Consider the following 14,301-nt stretch of genomic DNA (forward strand, 5'->3'; position numbering starts at 1 on the left):
ATCATTTCCTAACGCCCGAAACCCGACGGCTCAACCATGACTGACGAACCCGCTTTCGACCGCGAGACATTGACCGTCTGGTTGACCGCGAACGGCGTGGACCACGTCACCCACGACCACCCCGCCGTCTTCCGCGTCGAGGAAGGCCTGGACCTCAAGGCCGACCTGCCCGGCGCCCACACCAAGAACCTGTTCCTGAAGGATCACAAAGGCCGGCTGTGGCTGATCTCGGCCCGCCAGGACACGGTCATCGACCTGAAGCGCGCGGCGGCCGCCATGGGCTCCGGCCGCCTGTCTTTCGGAAACGAGACGCTGATGTACGAGACCCTGGGCGTCCGTCCCGGCTCGGTCACGGCGCTGGGCCTGATCAACGACACAGACCGCCGCGTGACCTTCGTCTTGGACCGCCGCCTGTGGGACGCCGACATCGTCAACTTCCATCCCCTGACCAATACGGCGACCACAGCGCTGGATCAGACGGCGTTCCGGCGGGTGCTGGAATTGCTGGGGCGAGAGCCGGTGGTGGTGGATTTCGAAGCCCTGAACTGAGGCTTCCGACATTCCTAGCGTTGCCTTAGCGCCGTCGTCACCGCCTGGCCGCTGTCGAAGATCGTCACCTCGTCACCATTGAAGGCGAACTGAAGATCCCGGTCCGTCGCGGCGAAACGCGCCTCGCTGACCGGAAAGAGGACCAGCGACAGATCGCCGGACTGCATCCGCAAACCCCGTCCCTCGACCGACAAGGTCACGTCGCCAAAGTCCGGCGACCGATACAGACCGGCGTATTCTGGCAGGCGCGCAACATCGAACGCCGCATCGACGGGCGGCGGCGCATAGGGCGGCGGGCCGTGATCGTAGCTGACCACCCGGGCCATCCGCCATCGCCCGTCTTCGCGGCGCCAGACATCGGCGAACCGGGCGCGGGCGCTGACATGCTCGGTCTCGCCGTCCTGACGGACGTAGAACTGATGGTCCCCGACGAGGAAGATGTTGCGGTCCGCCAGCGGAAAGGCCTGGACCGTGCCCTCGACGACTTCGCGGCGCAGATGCTGGCCCGCCGTCCCGCACGGTCCGCTCATCAGCGAGGCAACGATAGCGTCGCGCCCGCGCGTCAGGCCGGTGATGTCGTGATAGAATTCCGCGTCCTCGGTGAAGGCGTCCGCCATCCGTTCGCGGTCGCAGTCATTATAGGCGGCCCAGAAGGCCTCGTCCGCCCGCTCCACCTCGACGGCAGGGCTCGGGGGAGACTCAGGCCCGCCCGCCAGGAATGCCGCAAGGATCGCTGCGATGATGATCATGGCTTCTCACTCGTGACGACCCTGAACTCAGGCTCAAAGGACAGGAGGCGTCCAGCGGCCCGAACGGATGCAGCGCCGGTCCTTTTCGTCGCGCCACCGACAGCTTGAACCCCGCGACCAAGGCCCCATCTCGCTGTTCAGGACCGATCAGCAGGGGAGCGGGCGGTGTTTTCAGACGATTCAGACGAATTAGACTCAGTTTTCTGCGGCCCGAGTCTGAAATCCCGGCGCGACCAATTCGCCGCTTGATGCCGACGCATCCCGACGCCATCTGATCCGTTGAACCTGACCGACCCTGCACGGACTTCGCCCATGACACTGCTTGATCCGACCCTGACCCCCGGCCACTCCGGCGACGACCTGATCAAGGAAGGCACCGACGCCTCCTTCATGACCGACGTCATTGAGGCGTCGAAGCATCAGCCGGTCATCGTCGATTTCTGGGCCACCTGGTGCGGGCCGTGCCGGACACTGGGCCCGGCGCTGGAGAAGAACGTGCGCGCCGCCAAGGGGGCGGTGAAGATGGTCAAGATCGATGTGGACGCCAATCCGGCCTATGCGGGCCAGCTGCGGGTGCAGTCGATCCCGACGGTCTACGCCTTCATTGACGGTCAGCCGGTGGACGGCTTCCAGGGCGCGATCCCCGACAGCCAGATCAAGGCCTTCATCGACAAGCTGACCGGCGGCCAGGGCGGTTCGACCGAGACGGCGCAGCTGCTGGAGCTGGGCGAGGAGTCACTGGGCCTGAACGATTTCGGCGGCGCGGCCCAGGCCTTCGCCCATGTCCTGTCGATCGAGCCCGAGAACGAAAAGGCCATCGCCGGCATGGCGCGGGTCTATCTGGCGGGCGGCGACCACGAACAGGCGCTGCAGACCATCGCCATGGCGCCCCAGGACTCCAAGGAACCGACGGTCCAGAGCGTGCGCGCCCAACTGGCCTTGGCCGCGAAGGCCCCATCGGGTGCAGCAACCGAACTGGAGGCCAAGGTCGCGGCCGATCCGAACGATCACCAGGCCCGGTTCGATCTCGCGGAGGCCCAGAGCGCCGCCGGCGATTTCCAGGGCGCGGTCGACAATCTGCTGTCCATCATCAAGGCTGACCGCGAATGGAACGAACAGGCGGCGCGCAAGCAACTGCTGGTCATCTTCGAAGCGGCGGGCGTTAGTTCCGACGTGGCCAAGGACGGGCGGCGCCGGCTGTCGTCGATCCTGTTTTCGTAGGCTCATTAGGCGGGCCTCAAGTAGCGCGAAGCGCGATAGGCCCAAGGAGAAATAATGCCGCAAGGTTATGTCCGCGCACTCGACCTGCCGCAGGTGATCCCGGTGTTCCCGCTGGGCGGGACCATCCTGCTGCCGCGCGGGCAACTGCCGCTGAACATCTTCGAGCCGCGCTATCTGAACATGGTGGACGACGCCATGGCGGGGGACCGGATCATCGGCCTGGTCCAGCCCAATGGCGGAACCCCTGCCCTTCCCAGCCTGTCGCCCATCGGCTGTGCGGGCCGGATCACCAGCTTCGCCGAGACGTCCGATGGCCGTTATCTAATCACCCTGACCGGGGTGTCGCGGTTCCGCATCGCCGCCGAAATGCCCTCCAAGGCGCCCTATCGCCAGATCCGCGCCGCCTTCGAGGCCTATGAATCCGATCTGGTTTCTCCGCCCGAAGAGCCGGACTTCGACCGCGAGGCCTTCCTGGACGCCCTGCGCGCCTATATGGCCCACCGCCTGCTGGACATCGACTGGGAGACGGCCGAGAGCGCGCCGATGGAGGCCCTGGTCAACAGCCTGTCGATGGCCCTGCCGTTCGAACCGGCCGAGAAACAGGCGCTGCTGGAGGCCATGGGCCTGATGCCCCGCGCCGAGGCCCTCACCGCCCTGCTGCGTATCGACGCCGCCGACGCCGGTGACGACGCCGCGCCGTCCATGCAATAAGCGGCCACGCTTTCAGGAAACCGCCATGAGTGACGCCTTCAACACCCCGGTCTCGGTCGATCCCCGCCTGCTTGAGGTGCTGGTCTGCCCGGTCACGCGCGGCAAGCTGACTTACGACCGCGACGCGGGCGAGCTGATCTCGGCCGGCGCCAAACTGGCCTATCCGATCCGCGAGGGCGTGCCGATCATGCTGGCCGAGGAAGCCCGTCAGCTCGATTGAGCTCCAGCCCGCCTACACCCGAACACCCACCGGCCCGCGCGTATCGCACCCTACGGGCCTCAAGTAGCGCGAAGCGCGATAGGCCCAAGACACCATGACCCTCAAAGTCGCCATCCAGATGGACCCGATCGAGGCCGTCGACATCGCCGGGGACACCACCTTCCTGATGGCCGAGACGGCCCAGGCGCGCGGGCACAAACAGTGGGTCTATGACTTCCGCACCCTGGCGCTGGAGGAGGGCCGCCTCTACTGCCGCGCCCGGCCGATCACCGTGCGGCGCGAGGTCGGAAACCACGTCGATTTCGGCGACTGGGTGAAGCTCGACCTGGCCGAGGACGTGGACGTCATCCTGATGCGCCAGGACCCGCCCTTCGACATGGCCTATGTCACCGCCACCTATCTGCTGGAGACGGTGCATCCACGGACCCTGGTGGTCAACGACCCGGCCCAGGTGCGTTCGGCCCCCGAAAAGCTGATGGTCACCGCCTTTCCCGGCCTGCAACCGCCGACCCTGATCTCGGCCGACCCCGTCGCCCTGACCGCCTTCCACAAGAAGCACGGCGAGGTTGTGCTGAAGCCCCTGCACGGCAACGGCGGCTCCGGCGTGATCAAGCTGCGCGCCGACGATCCCAATCTGGACGCCCTGATCGAGATCCACGCCGCCGGCAGCCGCGACCCGCTGGTGATCCAGAAATTCATCCCCGCCGTGTCCAAGGGCGACAAGCGGATCATCCTGATCGACGGGGAGCCGGTCGGCGCCATCAACCGCGTGCCGGCGGCCGGCGCCGTGCGGTCGAACCTGCACGTCGGCGGCACCGCCATGCCGGTGGAACTGACCCCGCGCGACCTGGAAATCTGCAAGGCCATCGGCCCGACCTTGAAGGAGCGCGGCCTGATCTTCGTCGGCATCGACGTGATCGGCGACTATCTGACCGAGATCAACGTCACCTCTCCCACGGGCGCCCAGCAGTTGAAGACCTTCACCGGCATCGACGCCACCGCCCTGATGTGGGACGCCATCGAAGCCCGCCGCGCCGCACAGGTTGCGTAACCGCCACTTGAATTAGACTTCAGTTCATGGTTCGTTCTCTCGCGGGAAGCGGGAGGACGTCATGGTCGCACGGGTTGTCACGGTCGCCTTCGACGGGGTGGAGGCCCGGCGCGTGGACGTCGAGGTCCAGCTGGTCGGCCAGAACCGGGAGACGGTCTTCACAATCGTCGGCCTGCCGGACAAGGCGGTGGCCGAGAGCCGCGAGCGGGTGCGCGGCGCCTTTTCCGGCATCGGCCTGGCTCTGCCGGCGGCGCGGATCATCGCCAATCTGGCGCCCGCCGACCTGCCCAAGGAGGGCAGTCATTTCGATCTTCCCATCGCCCTGGCCCTGATGGCAGCCATGGGGGTGATCGCGCCCGACGCCCTGGACGGCTGGGCCGCCATCGGGGAGCTGGGGCTGGACGGACAGATCGCGCGGGTCGGCGGCGCCCTGCCGGCCGCCGTCGCCGCCGACGCCATGGGCCTGGGCCTGATCTGCCCCGAAGCGACAGGACCGGAGGCGGCCTGGGCCGGCGGTGCGCGCATCCTGGCCCCGCGCTCGCTGATCGGCCTGGTCAATCACTTCAAGGGGACCCAGGTGTTGCGTGCGCCCGAGCCCGGCCCGCTGGCCAGCGGCAAGGCCGTGCCCGACCTGCGCGAGGTCAAGGGCCAGGAGAGCGCCAAGCGCGCCTTGGAGATCGCAGCGGCGGGCGGTCACAACCTGCTGTTCATCGGCCCGCCGGGATCGGGCAAGTCGATGATGGCGCAGCGTCTGCCGGGCCTATTGCCGCCCCTGACCTCGTCGGAACTGCTGGAGACCTCGATGGTCTGGTCGGTCGCCGGCCTGATCGAGCGGGGGGCGCTGACACGGGATCGGCCCTTCCGCAGTCCGCACCATTCGGCGTCGATGGCGGCCCTGACGGGGGGCGGCCTGCGCGCCAAGCCCGGTGAAGCCTCCCTCGCGCACAACGGCGTGCTCTTCCTGGACGAGTTGCCGGAATACAGCGCCCAGGCCTTGGATTCGCTGCGAGCGCCGCTGGAGACGGGCGAGATCGTCGTCGCCCGCGCCAACGCCCATATCCGCTATCCGGCGCGGTTCCAGCTGGTGGCGGCGATGAACCCCTGCCGCTGCGGCATGGGCGGGGCCGGACGCGGCGCCTGCGGCAAGGCCCCGCGTTGCCAGCGCGATTATCAGAACCGGGTGTCGGGTCCGATGTTCGACCGCATCGACCTGACGGTGGAGACCCCGCCCGTGACCGCAGCCGACATGGCCCTGCCGCCGCCCGCCGAGGGCACGGCCGAGGCACGGGCGCGCGTCGAGACCGCGCGCGCCATGCAGGAGGATCGAGTGCGAGAGGCGGGGCTGGACCCGGCCCAGGGCCTGAACGCCCGCGCGTCCGGCGACACGCTGGACCGGTTCGCCACGCCCGACGAAGCGGGGCGGATGCTGCTGATGCGGGCGGGCGAGGCCGGGGGACTGACGGCGCGCGGCTGGACCCGCACCCTGCGCCTGGCGCGCACCATCGCCGATCTGGACGGCTGCACCGGCGTGCTGCGCCGCCACATCGCCGAGGCCCTGATCTATCGCCGCAACACCGTCGGGGCCGAGGCCGATTTCGACCGGCGCGTGGCGTCCCGAAACGACGCAGCGTTCGGCATGCGGGAGGACGACGGCGCGCAAACCCCGTTCCTTCATTCATGAACGATGAGGAGATATCCTTAACCCGTCGCGCTTAAGGTCTGTGGCGATGGGGGAGGCCACCATGGCGCGACGCACGGAGACGAAGCGGATCGAGGATCAGGCTGTTCAGCCTGCCGATCCCGCCCAGCAGTTCCTGCGGCTGATGAGCCACGAGATGCGCACGCCGCTGAACGGCGTCATTGGCATGATCAACCTGCTGCAACGAACCCGGCTAGACGGCGCCCAGCGCGCCTATGCCGAAAACGCCCGTCAGTCGGCGGAACATCTGCTGGGTCTGGTCAACGACCTGTTGGACTATGCGCGGCTGGAGGCCGGGGCGCTGGAGTTCGACCTGGCCCCCGTCGATCTGGAGGGGCTGGTGCGCGGCGTCGCCGAACTTCTCAGCCCCCGCGCCCACGACAAGGGCCTTGAGATCGTCTGGTCGGTCGCCGCAGACGCGCCCGATGTCCTGGCCGACGAAGGCCGGCTACGCCAAGTTCTGTTCAATCTCGCCGGCAATGCCGTGAAGTTCACCGAGACAGGCGGCGTGCGGATCACGGTCGAGCGCGCCGGCGGCAGCGCGGCCCGCCCGCGCCTGGCCTTCCTGGTCGACGACACAGGGCCGGGCGTCGCGCCAGAGGCCCGCGCGCGCATCTTCGAGGAGTTCGGTCACGCCGATTCCTCCGACGCCGTGCGGCATGACGGCGCCGGCCTGGGGCTGGCGGTCGTGCGCAAACTGGCCGCCGCCATGGAGGGCTCGGTGCGGGTCGAGGACCGGCCCGACGGCGCCACATCCGGCAAGGGCGCCCGCTTCCGCTTCGAGGCCGCCTTCGCCGCCGTCGCCGTGGCGCGCAACAAGCCGCTGCGGAACCATACGGTCGCGGTGCGCTCGCCCGACCCCTTCGTCCTGTCCGCCGCCGGCGCCCAGATCCAGGCCTCTGGCGGCACGATCGCCGACCAGGCGCCGGTGACCCTGATCGACCACGCCGGCGCCTCGGCGGGAAGTCTGGCCGCCCTGCCCGCCACCGGCCGTGGAATCGTCCTGCTGAAACCGTCGGAGCGCGATCTGATCGCCCGATATCGGTCCGCAGGCTTCCACGGCTATCTGATCAAGCCCCTTCGTCGCGCCTCCCTGGCCGAACAGGTCCTGGCGGCAGTCGGCGCCGAGACGGGCGACAGAAGCGCCGCTCCCGTCGCGGCCCATGTCGAGGACGACCGCGTCTCGCCTGTGCAGTTCGCCGGCATTCGCGTGCTGCTGGCCGAGGACAATCCCGTGGGCGCGCTTCTGGCCCGCACCCTGCTGCGCCGCGAAGGCTGCACCGTCGAGACCGCCGCCACCGGCGTGGAAGCCGTCGCGGCCTTGAAGCGCGCACGCTACGACGTGGTCTTCATGGACATGCGGATGCCCGGCATGGACGGCCCCGCCGCCGCCCGCGCCATCCGCGCCGGGGGCGACATGACGCCGATCCTGGCCCTGACCGCCAACGCCTTCGCCGAGGACCGCCGCGCCTGTCTGGAGGCCGGCATGGACGACCATATCGTCAAGCCGCTGGACGCCGACGCCCTGCGCGCCGCCCTGGCCCGCTGGACGAAACGCGACATCCGCGCCAAGGTCGGCTGAGTTACAGGCGCCCGCGTTTCCGGCCGCCGCGCCGGAGCCGTGCATGACCGACCAAGCCACCCCCGCCGCCACCGGCAAACCCGCCGGACGTTTCGGCGGCCTCGCCGTCTATGGCGAGCGGCGCGTGTTCATCATGCTGCTGCTGGGGTTTTCGGCGGGCCTGCCGTATCTGCTGATCTTCGACACCCTGTCGGCCTGGCTGCGCGAGAGCGGCCAGACGCTTGAGGTGATCGGCTTCTTCGCCCTGGCCACGCTCAGCTATTCGTTGAAGTTCGTCTGGGCGCCGCTGGTGGACCGCACTGCGATCCCGCTGCTGACGCCGCTGCTGGGCCATCGCCGATCGTGGATGCTGGTGACCCAGGCCGTGGTCATCTTCGGCCTGTGGTCGATCTCGGGCCTCGACCCGTCCAACGCCCTGGTGGCCATCGCCCTGTTCGCCACCCTGGTCGGCTTCTTCGGGGCCACTCAGGACATCGTCATCGACGCTTGGCGGATCGAGGCGGCGGACGACAGCCGCCACGGCGCCATGGCCGCCGCCTATCAGATGGGATACCGCGTCGCCATGATCGTCGCCGGGGCCGTGCCGCTGGTGCTCGCCGATCTCTACAACTGGAACGTCTCCTATGCGGTGATGGCGGCCCTGATGGGCTTCGGTATCGCCGGCGTCCTGTTCGCCCCGCGCGAAAAAGCCCATTCGATCCGCGCCATTCCGGTGGGCGACACGCCGTCGCGACCCAAGCTTGAAATCCTGGAATGGATCGCGCGCCTGATCGTGATCGCCGCCGCCGCCATGGTGGTGGGTTCGGGCCTGACCGCGCAGGCGGGGCCGCTGAACGGCTTGCTGGGCCTGTTCGGTCTGGGCGCCGAGGGCCAGACGGCCATCGCCGACGCCTGGGCCGCCAAGCCGGGCGGCGTCTATCTTCAGGTCGCGGCGGTGTTCGGCGGCCTGGCCCTGCTGGTGCTGGCCTGCTGGCCTTTGCCAGGAACCAGGACCCGGCCGGGCGCCTATCTTGCGGGATCGTTCGGCGAGCCAGTGGCCGACTTCTACAAGCGGTTCTCGGGCGTGGCGACGCTGATCCTGGCGCTGATCTGCGTCTATCGCCTGGCCGATTTCGTCCTGAACATCATGAACCCCTTCTATCTGGACCTGGGGTTCTCGAAGATCGAGCTGGCCGAGGTGCGCAAGGTGTTCGGGGTCGTCATGACCACCCTGGGCGTCTTCATCGGGGGCTGGTCGGTGGCCAAGCTGGGGTTGATCCGAACCATGGTGATCGGCGCCTTCATGAGTCCGGTGTCGAACCTGGTCTTCGCCTGGCTGGCGACCCAGGGGCCCAGCATTCCGGCCCTGACCATCGCCATCGGGGTGGACAACATCGCCACCGGCTACGCGGGGACGGCCCTGATCGCCTATATGTCCAGCCTGACGTCGATCGGCTTTACGGCGACCCAGTACGCCCTGTTCAGTTCGCTGTACGCCCTGCCCGGCAAGCTGATCGCGTCCCAGTCGGGCCGCATCGTCGAGGCCTCGGCCCGCGCTGCGGAAGGGGCAGGTCCATTCTCCGCGCTGCGTCCCCTGTTCGCCCGCCTGCCCGAAGGGTCTCTGGCGGCCGGGGCGGCGACCAGCGGCGTGACCCCGGCGGCGCTGGGCGCGGGTTATGTCGTCTTCTTCCTGTATTCGACGATCATCGGCGTATTCGCCGTCGTCCTGGCCTTCGTCGTCGCCGGCAAACAGACCGCGTTGCAGGAACGCCAGAAGGCGGCGGCCGAAGAGGACGCCGCTATTGCGGCGACGGAGGGCCAACCCTCTTGAGCGGACCCTCCTGACGCCTCAGCGCTTCAGGAAGCCGCCGATCATGTCGCCCAGACCGCCAGCAAGCCCGCCCGGCAGCTTGCCCAGCAGGTCGTCGGCGCCGTCGATCTGACCGCCGGGGGTCAGGCGGTCGATGGCCTCGGGCAGCAGGCCCGCCAGGGTCTCGCCGGCCTGCTGGGGCGAGACGCCCATCTTGGCGGCGATGTCGGCGATAGGGCCGTGGCCCAGGACGGCCGTGATCTGCTCGGGCGAGATATTGGCGTTGGGGCCCGTGCCGACCCAGGAGCCGATCACGTCGCCCAGGCCCGCCTGGCCGAACTTTTCCGCCAGGCCGCCGACGCCGCCCTGACCCTTGAGCAGATCGGCAAGGCCCCCTGCGGCGTCGTCGCCCAGGCCCTTCACCACATTGTCGAGAAAGCCCATCGTCCGTCTCCTGTCTGAAGCCGAACCGTAACATCGTCATGCGACGGATACGAGAAAGGCCCGCCGGGAATCCGACGGGCCTTTGCAGCCTCAGCTTTGGCCGAAGCTTAGTTCTTGGCGTCGTTCGCGCCGGTGGTGACGGCCGAACCGGCGGCCGAGACATCACGGCCGGCGCCGGCGATGGTGTTGCAGGCCGACACGGCCAGGGCGGCGGCGACGATGGTCAGAGTGATGATCTTGCGCATGGTGTGAACCCCTTGTTGGTATGGTCAAGCTCCGTCCAAACGCCGACCTTGAACTTGGGTTGCATCAAGCGACGCCGTATTGGAATTTCGTCTGGACGTGTCGGATCGCCGCAACGCCTGCGACATTGGCGGCTTGCGCCCGGCGAACGCGCGCCCGAAGGTGAGCCCCTGTTTCACGAGGGGTTGTCCATGCGTCGTCTTCTGATCTCGTCCGCCGCCATGATGGCGGTGCTGTCCGCCGCGCCTGCAATGGCCCAAACGCCGGCGGCGACACCGACGGGGGCGCCGGCAGCCGAGGCCCAGAGCGAGGACGCGCGGCTGAACGCCTTCTTCGAAGAGGCCTTCCAGGCCCGCATCGCCCTCAGCCCGCAGCAGATGACCTCGCTGGGCATCAAGACCGACTACGACAAGCTGGACGACGTGTCGGACGCCGCCGCCGACCGCGCCCTGGCCCTGTCCGAAAGCCAGCTGGCGCGGATGAAGGCCGGGTTCGACCCCGAGAAACTGGGGCCTCAGGCGCGGTTGTCGTGGCGGATGTTCGAATACGGGGTGCAGCAGGCGCGGCTGTCGAACCAGTGGCGCGATTGGGGCTTTCAGTTCGCCGCCAACGGCAATCCGACCACCAGCCTGCCCGTCTTCCTGATCAACAACCACCGCGTCTCCAGCGTCGCCGACGCCGAGGCCTATGTCGCCCGCCTAGGCGCCGCCCAGGTCCAGATGGGCCAGGTCGCCGACGAACTGCGTCAGCGCGCGGCGGCCGGCGTGGTCTCGCCCCGTTTCGTCTTCGAACCCTCCATCGCCAACACCCGCAATGTCATCTCCGGCGCGCCGTTCGACGATGGGGCGGATAACGCGGTCTGGGCCGACTTCAACAAGAAGATCGCGGCGCTGGAGGCCGATCAGGCGACCAAGGACCGGTTGCTGTCCGAAGGACGCGCCGCTCTGACCGGCCCCTACAAGACCGGGTTCGAGACCGTGCTGACGGCCCTGGCCGAGGTTCAGCCTATGGCCGACAGCGACGCTGGCGTGTGGCGCCTGCCGCAGGGCGAGGCCTATTACAACGCCCGGCTCCAGCTCTCGACCACCACCGCCCTGACCGCCGACCAGATCCACCAGATCGGCCTGGACGAGGTAGCCCGCATCCAGGCCGAGATGGAAGTCATCAAGGCCCAGGTCGGCTTCACCGGCACGCTGCAGGAGTTCTTTGCTTTCCTGAAGACCGATCCGCGCTTCCAGTATCCGAACACGCCCGAGGGCAAGGAACAGTATCTGACGGACGCGCGCGGCTTCATCGCCCAGGTGATGGCGGCGGCCCCGCAGTGGTTCTCGACCCTGCCCAAGGCGGCGCTGGAGGTGCGGGCGGTGGAGCCGTTCCGCGAGGCGACAGCTTCGATCGCCTTCTATAACTCCCCGGCGCCGGACGGGTCGCGGCCCGGCATCTATTACGTCAACCTGTCGGACATGACCCAGGTGCTGAAACCCCAGATCGAGGGCATCAGCTATCACGAGGGCGCGCCCGGCCACCATTTCCAGATCGCCTATGCGCAAGAGATCGAGGGCCTGCCGCGCTTTCGCCGGTTCGGCGGTTACGGCGCCTATGCGGAAGGGTGGGGGCTGTATGCCGAACAGCTGGGCAAGGAGATGGGCTTCTATCAGGATCCCTATTCCGACTTTGGCCGACTCTCGACCGAGCTGTGGCGCGCCGTGCGGCTGGTGACCGACACGGGACTGCACGCCAAGCGCTGGAGCCGCGAACAGGCGATGGACTATTTCCGCCAGAACTCCCTGCTGTCGGAGCGCGACATCGAAAAGGAAGTCGAGCGCTACATCACTAATCCCGGCCAGGCGACCAGCTACAAGATCGGCGAGCTGAAGATCGAGGAACTGCGCGACCGGGCCAAGGCGGCGCTAGGCGACCGGTTCGACATCAAGGACTTCCACGCCGTGGTCCTGGGCTCCGGCTCGGTGCCGCTGGACGTTCTGGAGGACCAGATCGACGGATGGATCGCGGCGGGCGGCGGGGCGCCCACGGCCTGAAACAGCTTCTCCCTCCCCCTCGGGGGAGGGTGGTCGCGAAGCGACCGGGTGGGGGCGGCAAGGCAAGAACGCATTTGCTCATGCCAGAAGGATTGTTGAGAAAGTCGCCTTGCCCTTCCCACCCGGCTTCGCTGCGCTCAGCCACCCTCCCCCGAGCGGGGAGGGAGAGGTCTGGAGTCGGATTTTTCCGCCTTTGTGTGTATGAGCCGCCGCCATGCCCTTTACCGCGACCGTCCTGACCATGTTTCCCGAGGCTTTTCCCGGCCCGCTCGGCGTGTCGCTGATCGGCACCGCCTGGCGCGAGAAGGGCTTGTGGAGCCTGGATACGGTTGACATTCGCGCCTTTTCCACAGATACGCGCGGCTTCCTGGACGACACCCCTGCGGGTGGCGGCCCGGGGGCTGTGCTTAAGGCGGACGTGGTGGCTCGGGCGGTGGATAGCCTTCCGGGACCCAAGCGGCCGCTTTTGTACATGAGCGCCCGGGGTCGACCCCTGACCCAGGCGCGCGTCAAGGAATGGGCGAAAGCCGACGGGATCGTCGTGCTTTGCGGTCGTTTCGAGGGGGTGGATCAGCGGGTGCTGGACGCACGTGGGTTCGAGGAGGTCTCGGTCGGAGACGCGGTGCTCGCCGGCGGCGAGGCGGCGGCGATGGTCGCGATCGAGGCGTGCGTAAGACTGATCCCTGGAGTGCTCGGCGCGGCGGACAGCCTGTCGTCCGAAAGCTTCGAGGATGGGCTCCTGGAACACCCGCAGTACACGCGACCGCGGACGTTCGAGGGGCTGGAGATACCCGAGGTGCTGGTGTCGGGCGACCATAAGAAGGTCGCACAATGGCGCGAGATGCAACGGGAAGAGACCACGCGAGAGCGGCGACCAGACCTCTGGGAAGCGCATCTCGCCAAATCACAGCTAAAGGGCGCAAAGCCCGAGGAGAAATGACATGAACATCGTTCAACAGCTGAACGCCGAAGAAAAAGCCCGCGTTCTGGGCGAGCGCACGATCCCGGTCTTCCAACCCGGCGACACCCTGCGCGTCAACGTGAAGATCAAGGAAGGCGAGCGCGAGCGCGTCCAGGCCTTCGAAGGCGTCTGCATCGCCCGTGACGGCGGCGGCATCAGCGAAACCTTCACGGTCCGCAAGATCTCGTTCGGCGAAGGCGTCGAGCGTAAATTCCCCATTCTGTCGCCGAACATCGAGTCGATCGAAGTGAAGCGCCGCGGCGTCGTGCGTCGCGCCAAGCTCTATTACCTGCGCGATCGTCGCGGCAAGTCGGCCCGTATCGCCGAGCGCCAGACGGTCCGTCCCGCCAAGGGCGTCGTCGTTCCGGAAACCGGTTCGGCCGCCAAGGGCGACGAAGCCTAGTCCACTTTGTGGCGCTAACGCGCTTCGCGCTGCTTGAGCGCGGATTGGCTCAAAGCTGAAATGACGAAGGCCCCGGCGGAAACGCCGGGGCCTTTTTCTATTCCGCCTTCGTAAGGCTACTGCGGATAGAGCGGGTTGTCTGCGTCGCGCTGGCCTTCCAGGCTGTGCTTCAGCGCCTCCATCTGCTCATGCTCGGTCTTCACCGCCGCATAGGCCCGCCGGATCGTCTCGCGGGTGGTGGCGGAGATGCCGGTGTCCTCCAGCGCCTTCTCGTATTTACCGGCGATGAAGCCTTCGCCGCTGTTGATCGAGCCGACGACGGAATCATCGTTGCGCAGCAGGGCGTGTTTCACGTCGAGGAAGGCCCGGTGGGCCTTGGCCAGGATCGAGCCGTCGGATTCGGGGTCGCCGCCTAGGCCGCGCACGGCGGCGGACAGGTCTTCGACGACCTGTTGGCGTTCGGCGCCGCGGCGCTCGAACAGGCTGCGATAGTGAGGGTCCTGCGTCTGTTCTGCGGCTTCGCGATAGCCGTCGGCGCTGTCCAGCGTCGTTTCGATCAGGCCGTTCAGAACCTTGATGTCGTGGGCGTTGGGATTGCTCATCTCGTCCATTCCTTCCGCTGTTGCGGTCGAACGGCGAA

The 14,301-nt window shown here is 67.8% G+C and carries 15 protein-coding genes; 11 read left to right on the forward strand and 4 right to left on the reverse strand.

Annotated features, from left to right (window positions below; all coding sequences use genetic code 11):
* Positions 1–36: 36 nt before the first annotated feature.
* Positions 37–549: a prolyl-tRNA synthetase associated domain-containing protein gene (locus tag ACP7BH_RS09960; RefSeq protein WP_425981494.1), complete on the forward strand. Its 513-nt coding sequence runs from the start codon at positions 37–39 to the stop codon at positions 547–549.
* Positions 550–563: 14 nt separating this feature from the next.
* Here the strand turns inward: ACP7BH_RS09960 and ACP7BH_RS09965 are convergent, their stop codons facing one another.
* On the reverse strand, positions 564–1,298 hold the full coding sequence (locus ACP7BH_RS09965; protein ID WP_425981492.1) for a DUF4440 domain-containing protein: 735 nt from the start codon (positions 1,296–1,298) through the stop codon (positions 564–566).
* Positions 1,299–1,610: 312 nt separating this feature from the next.
* On the opposite strand from ACP7BH_RS09965, the gene ACP7BH_RS09970 reads away from it, so the two are divergent.
* The 7 genes from ACP7BH_RS09970 to ACP7BH_RS10000 all read left to right on the forward strand — a co-directional run bounded on the left by ACP7BH_RS09970 (position 1,611) and on the right by ACP7BH_RS10000 (position 9,592).
* Complete coding sequence (locus ACP7BH_RS09970; protein WP_425981489.1) at positions 1,611–2,519, forward strand: tetratricopeptide repeat protein; 909 nt, start codon at positions 1,611–1,613, stop codon at positions 2,517–2,519.
* Positions 2,520–2,573: 54 nt separating this feature from the next.
* Positions 2,574–3,230, forward strand: coding sequence for an LON peptidase substrate-binding domain-containing protein (locus ACP7BH_RS09975; protein WP_135194399.1), 657 nt, complete (start codon positions 2,574–2,576; stop codon positions 3,228–3,230).
* A gap of 25 nt (positions 3,231–3,255) precedes the next feature.
* A complete protein-coding gene (locus tag ACP7BH_RS09980) occupies positions 3,256–3,450 on the forward strand; it encodes a Trm112 family protein (RefSeq protein ID WP_271164955.1) in 195 nt (64 codons plus the stop codon).
* Between the two features lie 94 nt (positions 3,451–3,544).
* Positions 3,545–4,501 (forward strand): glutathione synthase, encoded by a 957-nt coding sequence (gene gshB / locus ACP7BH_RS09985; protein WP_425981486.1) that lies wholly within the window; start codon positions 3,545–3,547, stop codon positions 4,499–4,501.
* A gap of 61 nt (positions 4,502–4,562) precedes the next feature.
* Positions 4,563–6,182, forward strand: coding sequence for a YifB family Mg chelatase-like AAA ATPase (locus tag ACP7BH_RS09990; protein WP_425981483.1), 1,620 nt, complete (start codon positions 4,563–4,565; stop codon positions 6,180–6,182).
* 61 nt (positions 6,183–6,243) lie between these two features.
* Positions 6,244–7,782: a response regulator gene (locus ACP7BH_RS09995; protein WP_425981480.1), complete on the forward strand. Its 1,539-nt coding sequence runs from the start codon at positions 6,244–6,246 to the stop codon at positions 7,780–7,782.
* A gap of 43 nt (positions 7,783–7,825) precedes the next feature.
* Positions 7,826–9,592: an AmpG family muropeptide MFS transporter gene (locus ACP7BH_RS10000; RefSeq protein WP_425981477.1), complete on the forward strand. Its 1,767-nt coding sequence runs from the start codon at positions 7,826–7,828 to the stop codon at positions 9,590–9,592.
* Between the two features lie 18 nt (positions 9,593–9,610).
* On the opposite strand, the gene ACP7BH_RS10005 is transcribed toward ACP7BH_RS10000, so the two are convergent.
* Entirely contained in the window at positions 9,611–10,015 is a 405-nt protein-coding gene (locus ACP7BH_RS10005) for a YidB family protein (protein WP_425981474.1), read from the reverse strand.
* 107 nt (positions 10,016–10,122) lie between these two features.
* Positions 10,123–10,260: an entericidin A/B family lipoprotein gene (locus ACP7BH_RS10010; RefSeq protein ID WP_055754663.1), complete on the reverse strand. Its 138-nt coding sequence runs from the start codon at positions 10,258–10,260 to the stop codon at positions 10,123–10,125.
* 189 nt (positions 10,261–10,449) lie between these two features.
* On the opposite strand from ACP7BH_RS10010, the gene ACP7BH_RS10015 reads away from it, so the two are divergent.
* From ACP7BH_RS10015 to rplS, 3 genes are all read left to right on the forward strand, one after another.
* Positions 10,450–12,297, forward strand: a complete 1,848-nt coding sequence (locus ACP7BH_RS10015; protein WP_425981472.1) for a DUF885 domain-containing protein — start codon at positions 10,450–10,452, stop codon at positions 12,295–12,297.
* A 214-nt stretch (positions 12,298–12,511) separates the two neighbouring features.
* Complete coding sequence (gene trmD, locus ACP7BH_RS10020) at positions 12,512–13,237, forward strand: tRNA (guanosine(37)-N1)-methyltransferase TrmD (protein WP_425981469.1); 726 nt, start codon at positions 12,512–12,514, stop codon at positions 13,235–13,237.
* 1 nt (position 13,238) lies between these two features.
* On the forward strand, positions 13,239–13,661 hold the full coding sequence (gene rplS / locus ACP7BH_RS10025; RefSeq protein ID WP_135194390.1) for a 50S ribosomal protein L19: 423 nt from the start codon (positions 13,239–13,241) through the stop codon (positions 13,659–13,661).
* A gap of 116 nt (positions 13,662–13,777) precedes the next feature.
* Here rplS and ACP7BH_RS10030 read toward each other — a convergent pair whose 3' ends face one another.
* Complete coding sequence (locus tag ACP7BH_RS10030; protein WP_425981467.1) at positions 13,778–14,263, reverse strand: PA2169 family four-helix-bundle protein; 486 nt, start codon at positions 14,261–14,263, stop codon at positions 13,778–13,780.
* Positions 14,264–14,301: the final 38 nt, after the last annotated feature.

Source organism: Brevundimonas sp. TWP2-1, assembly GCF_049897645.1.
Lineage (GTDB): Bacteria > Pseudomonadota > Alphaproteobacteria > Caulobacterales > Caulobacteraceae > Brevundimonas.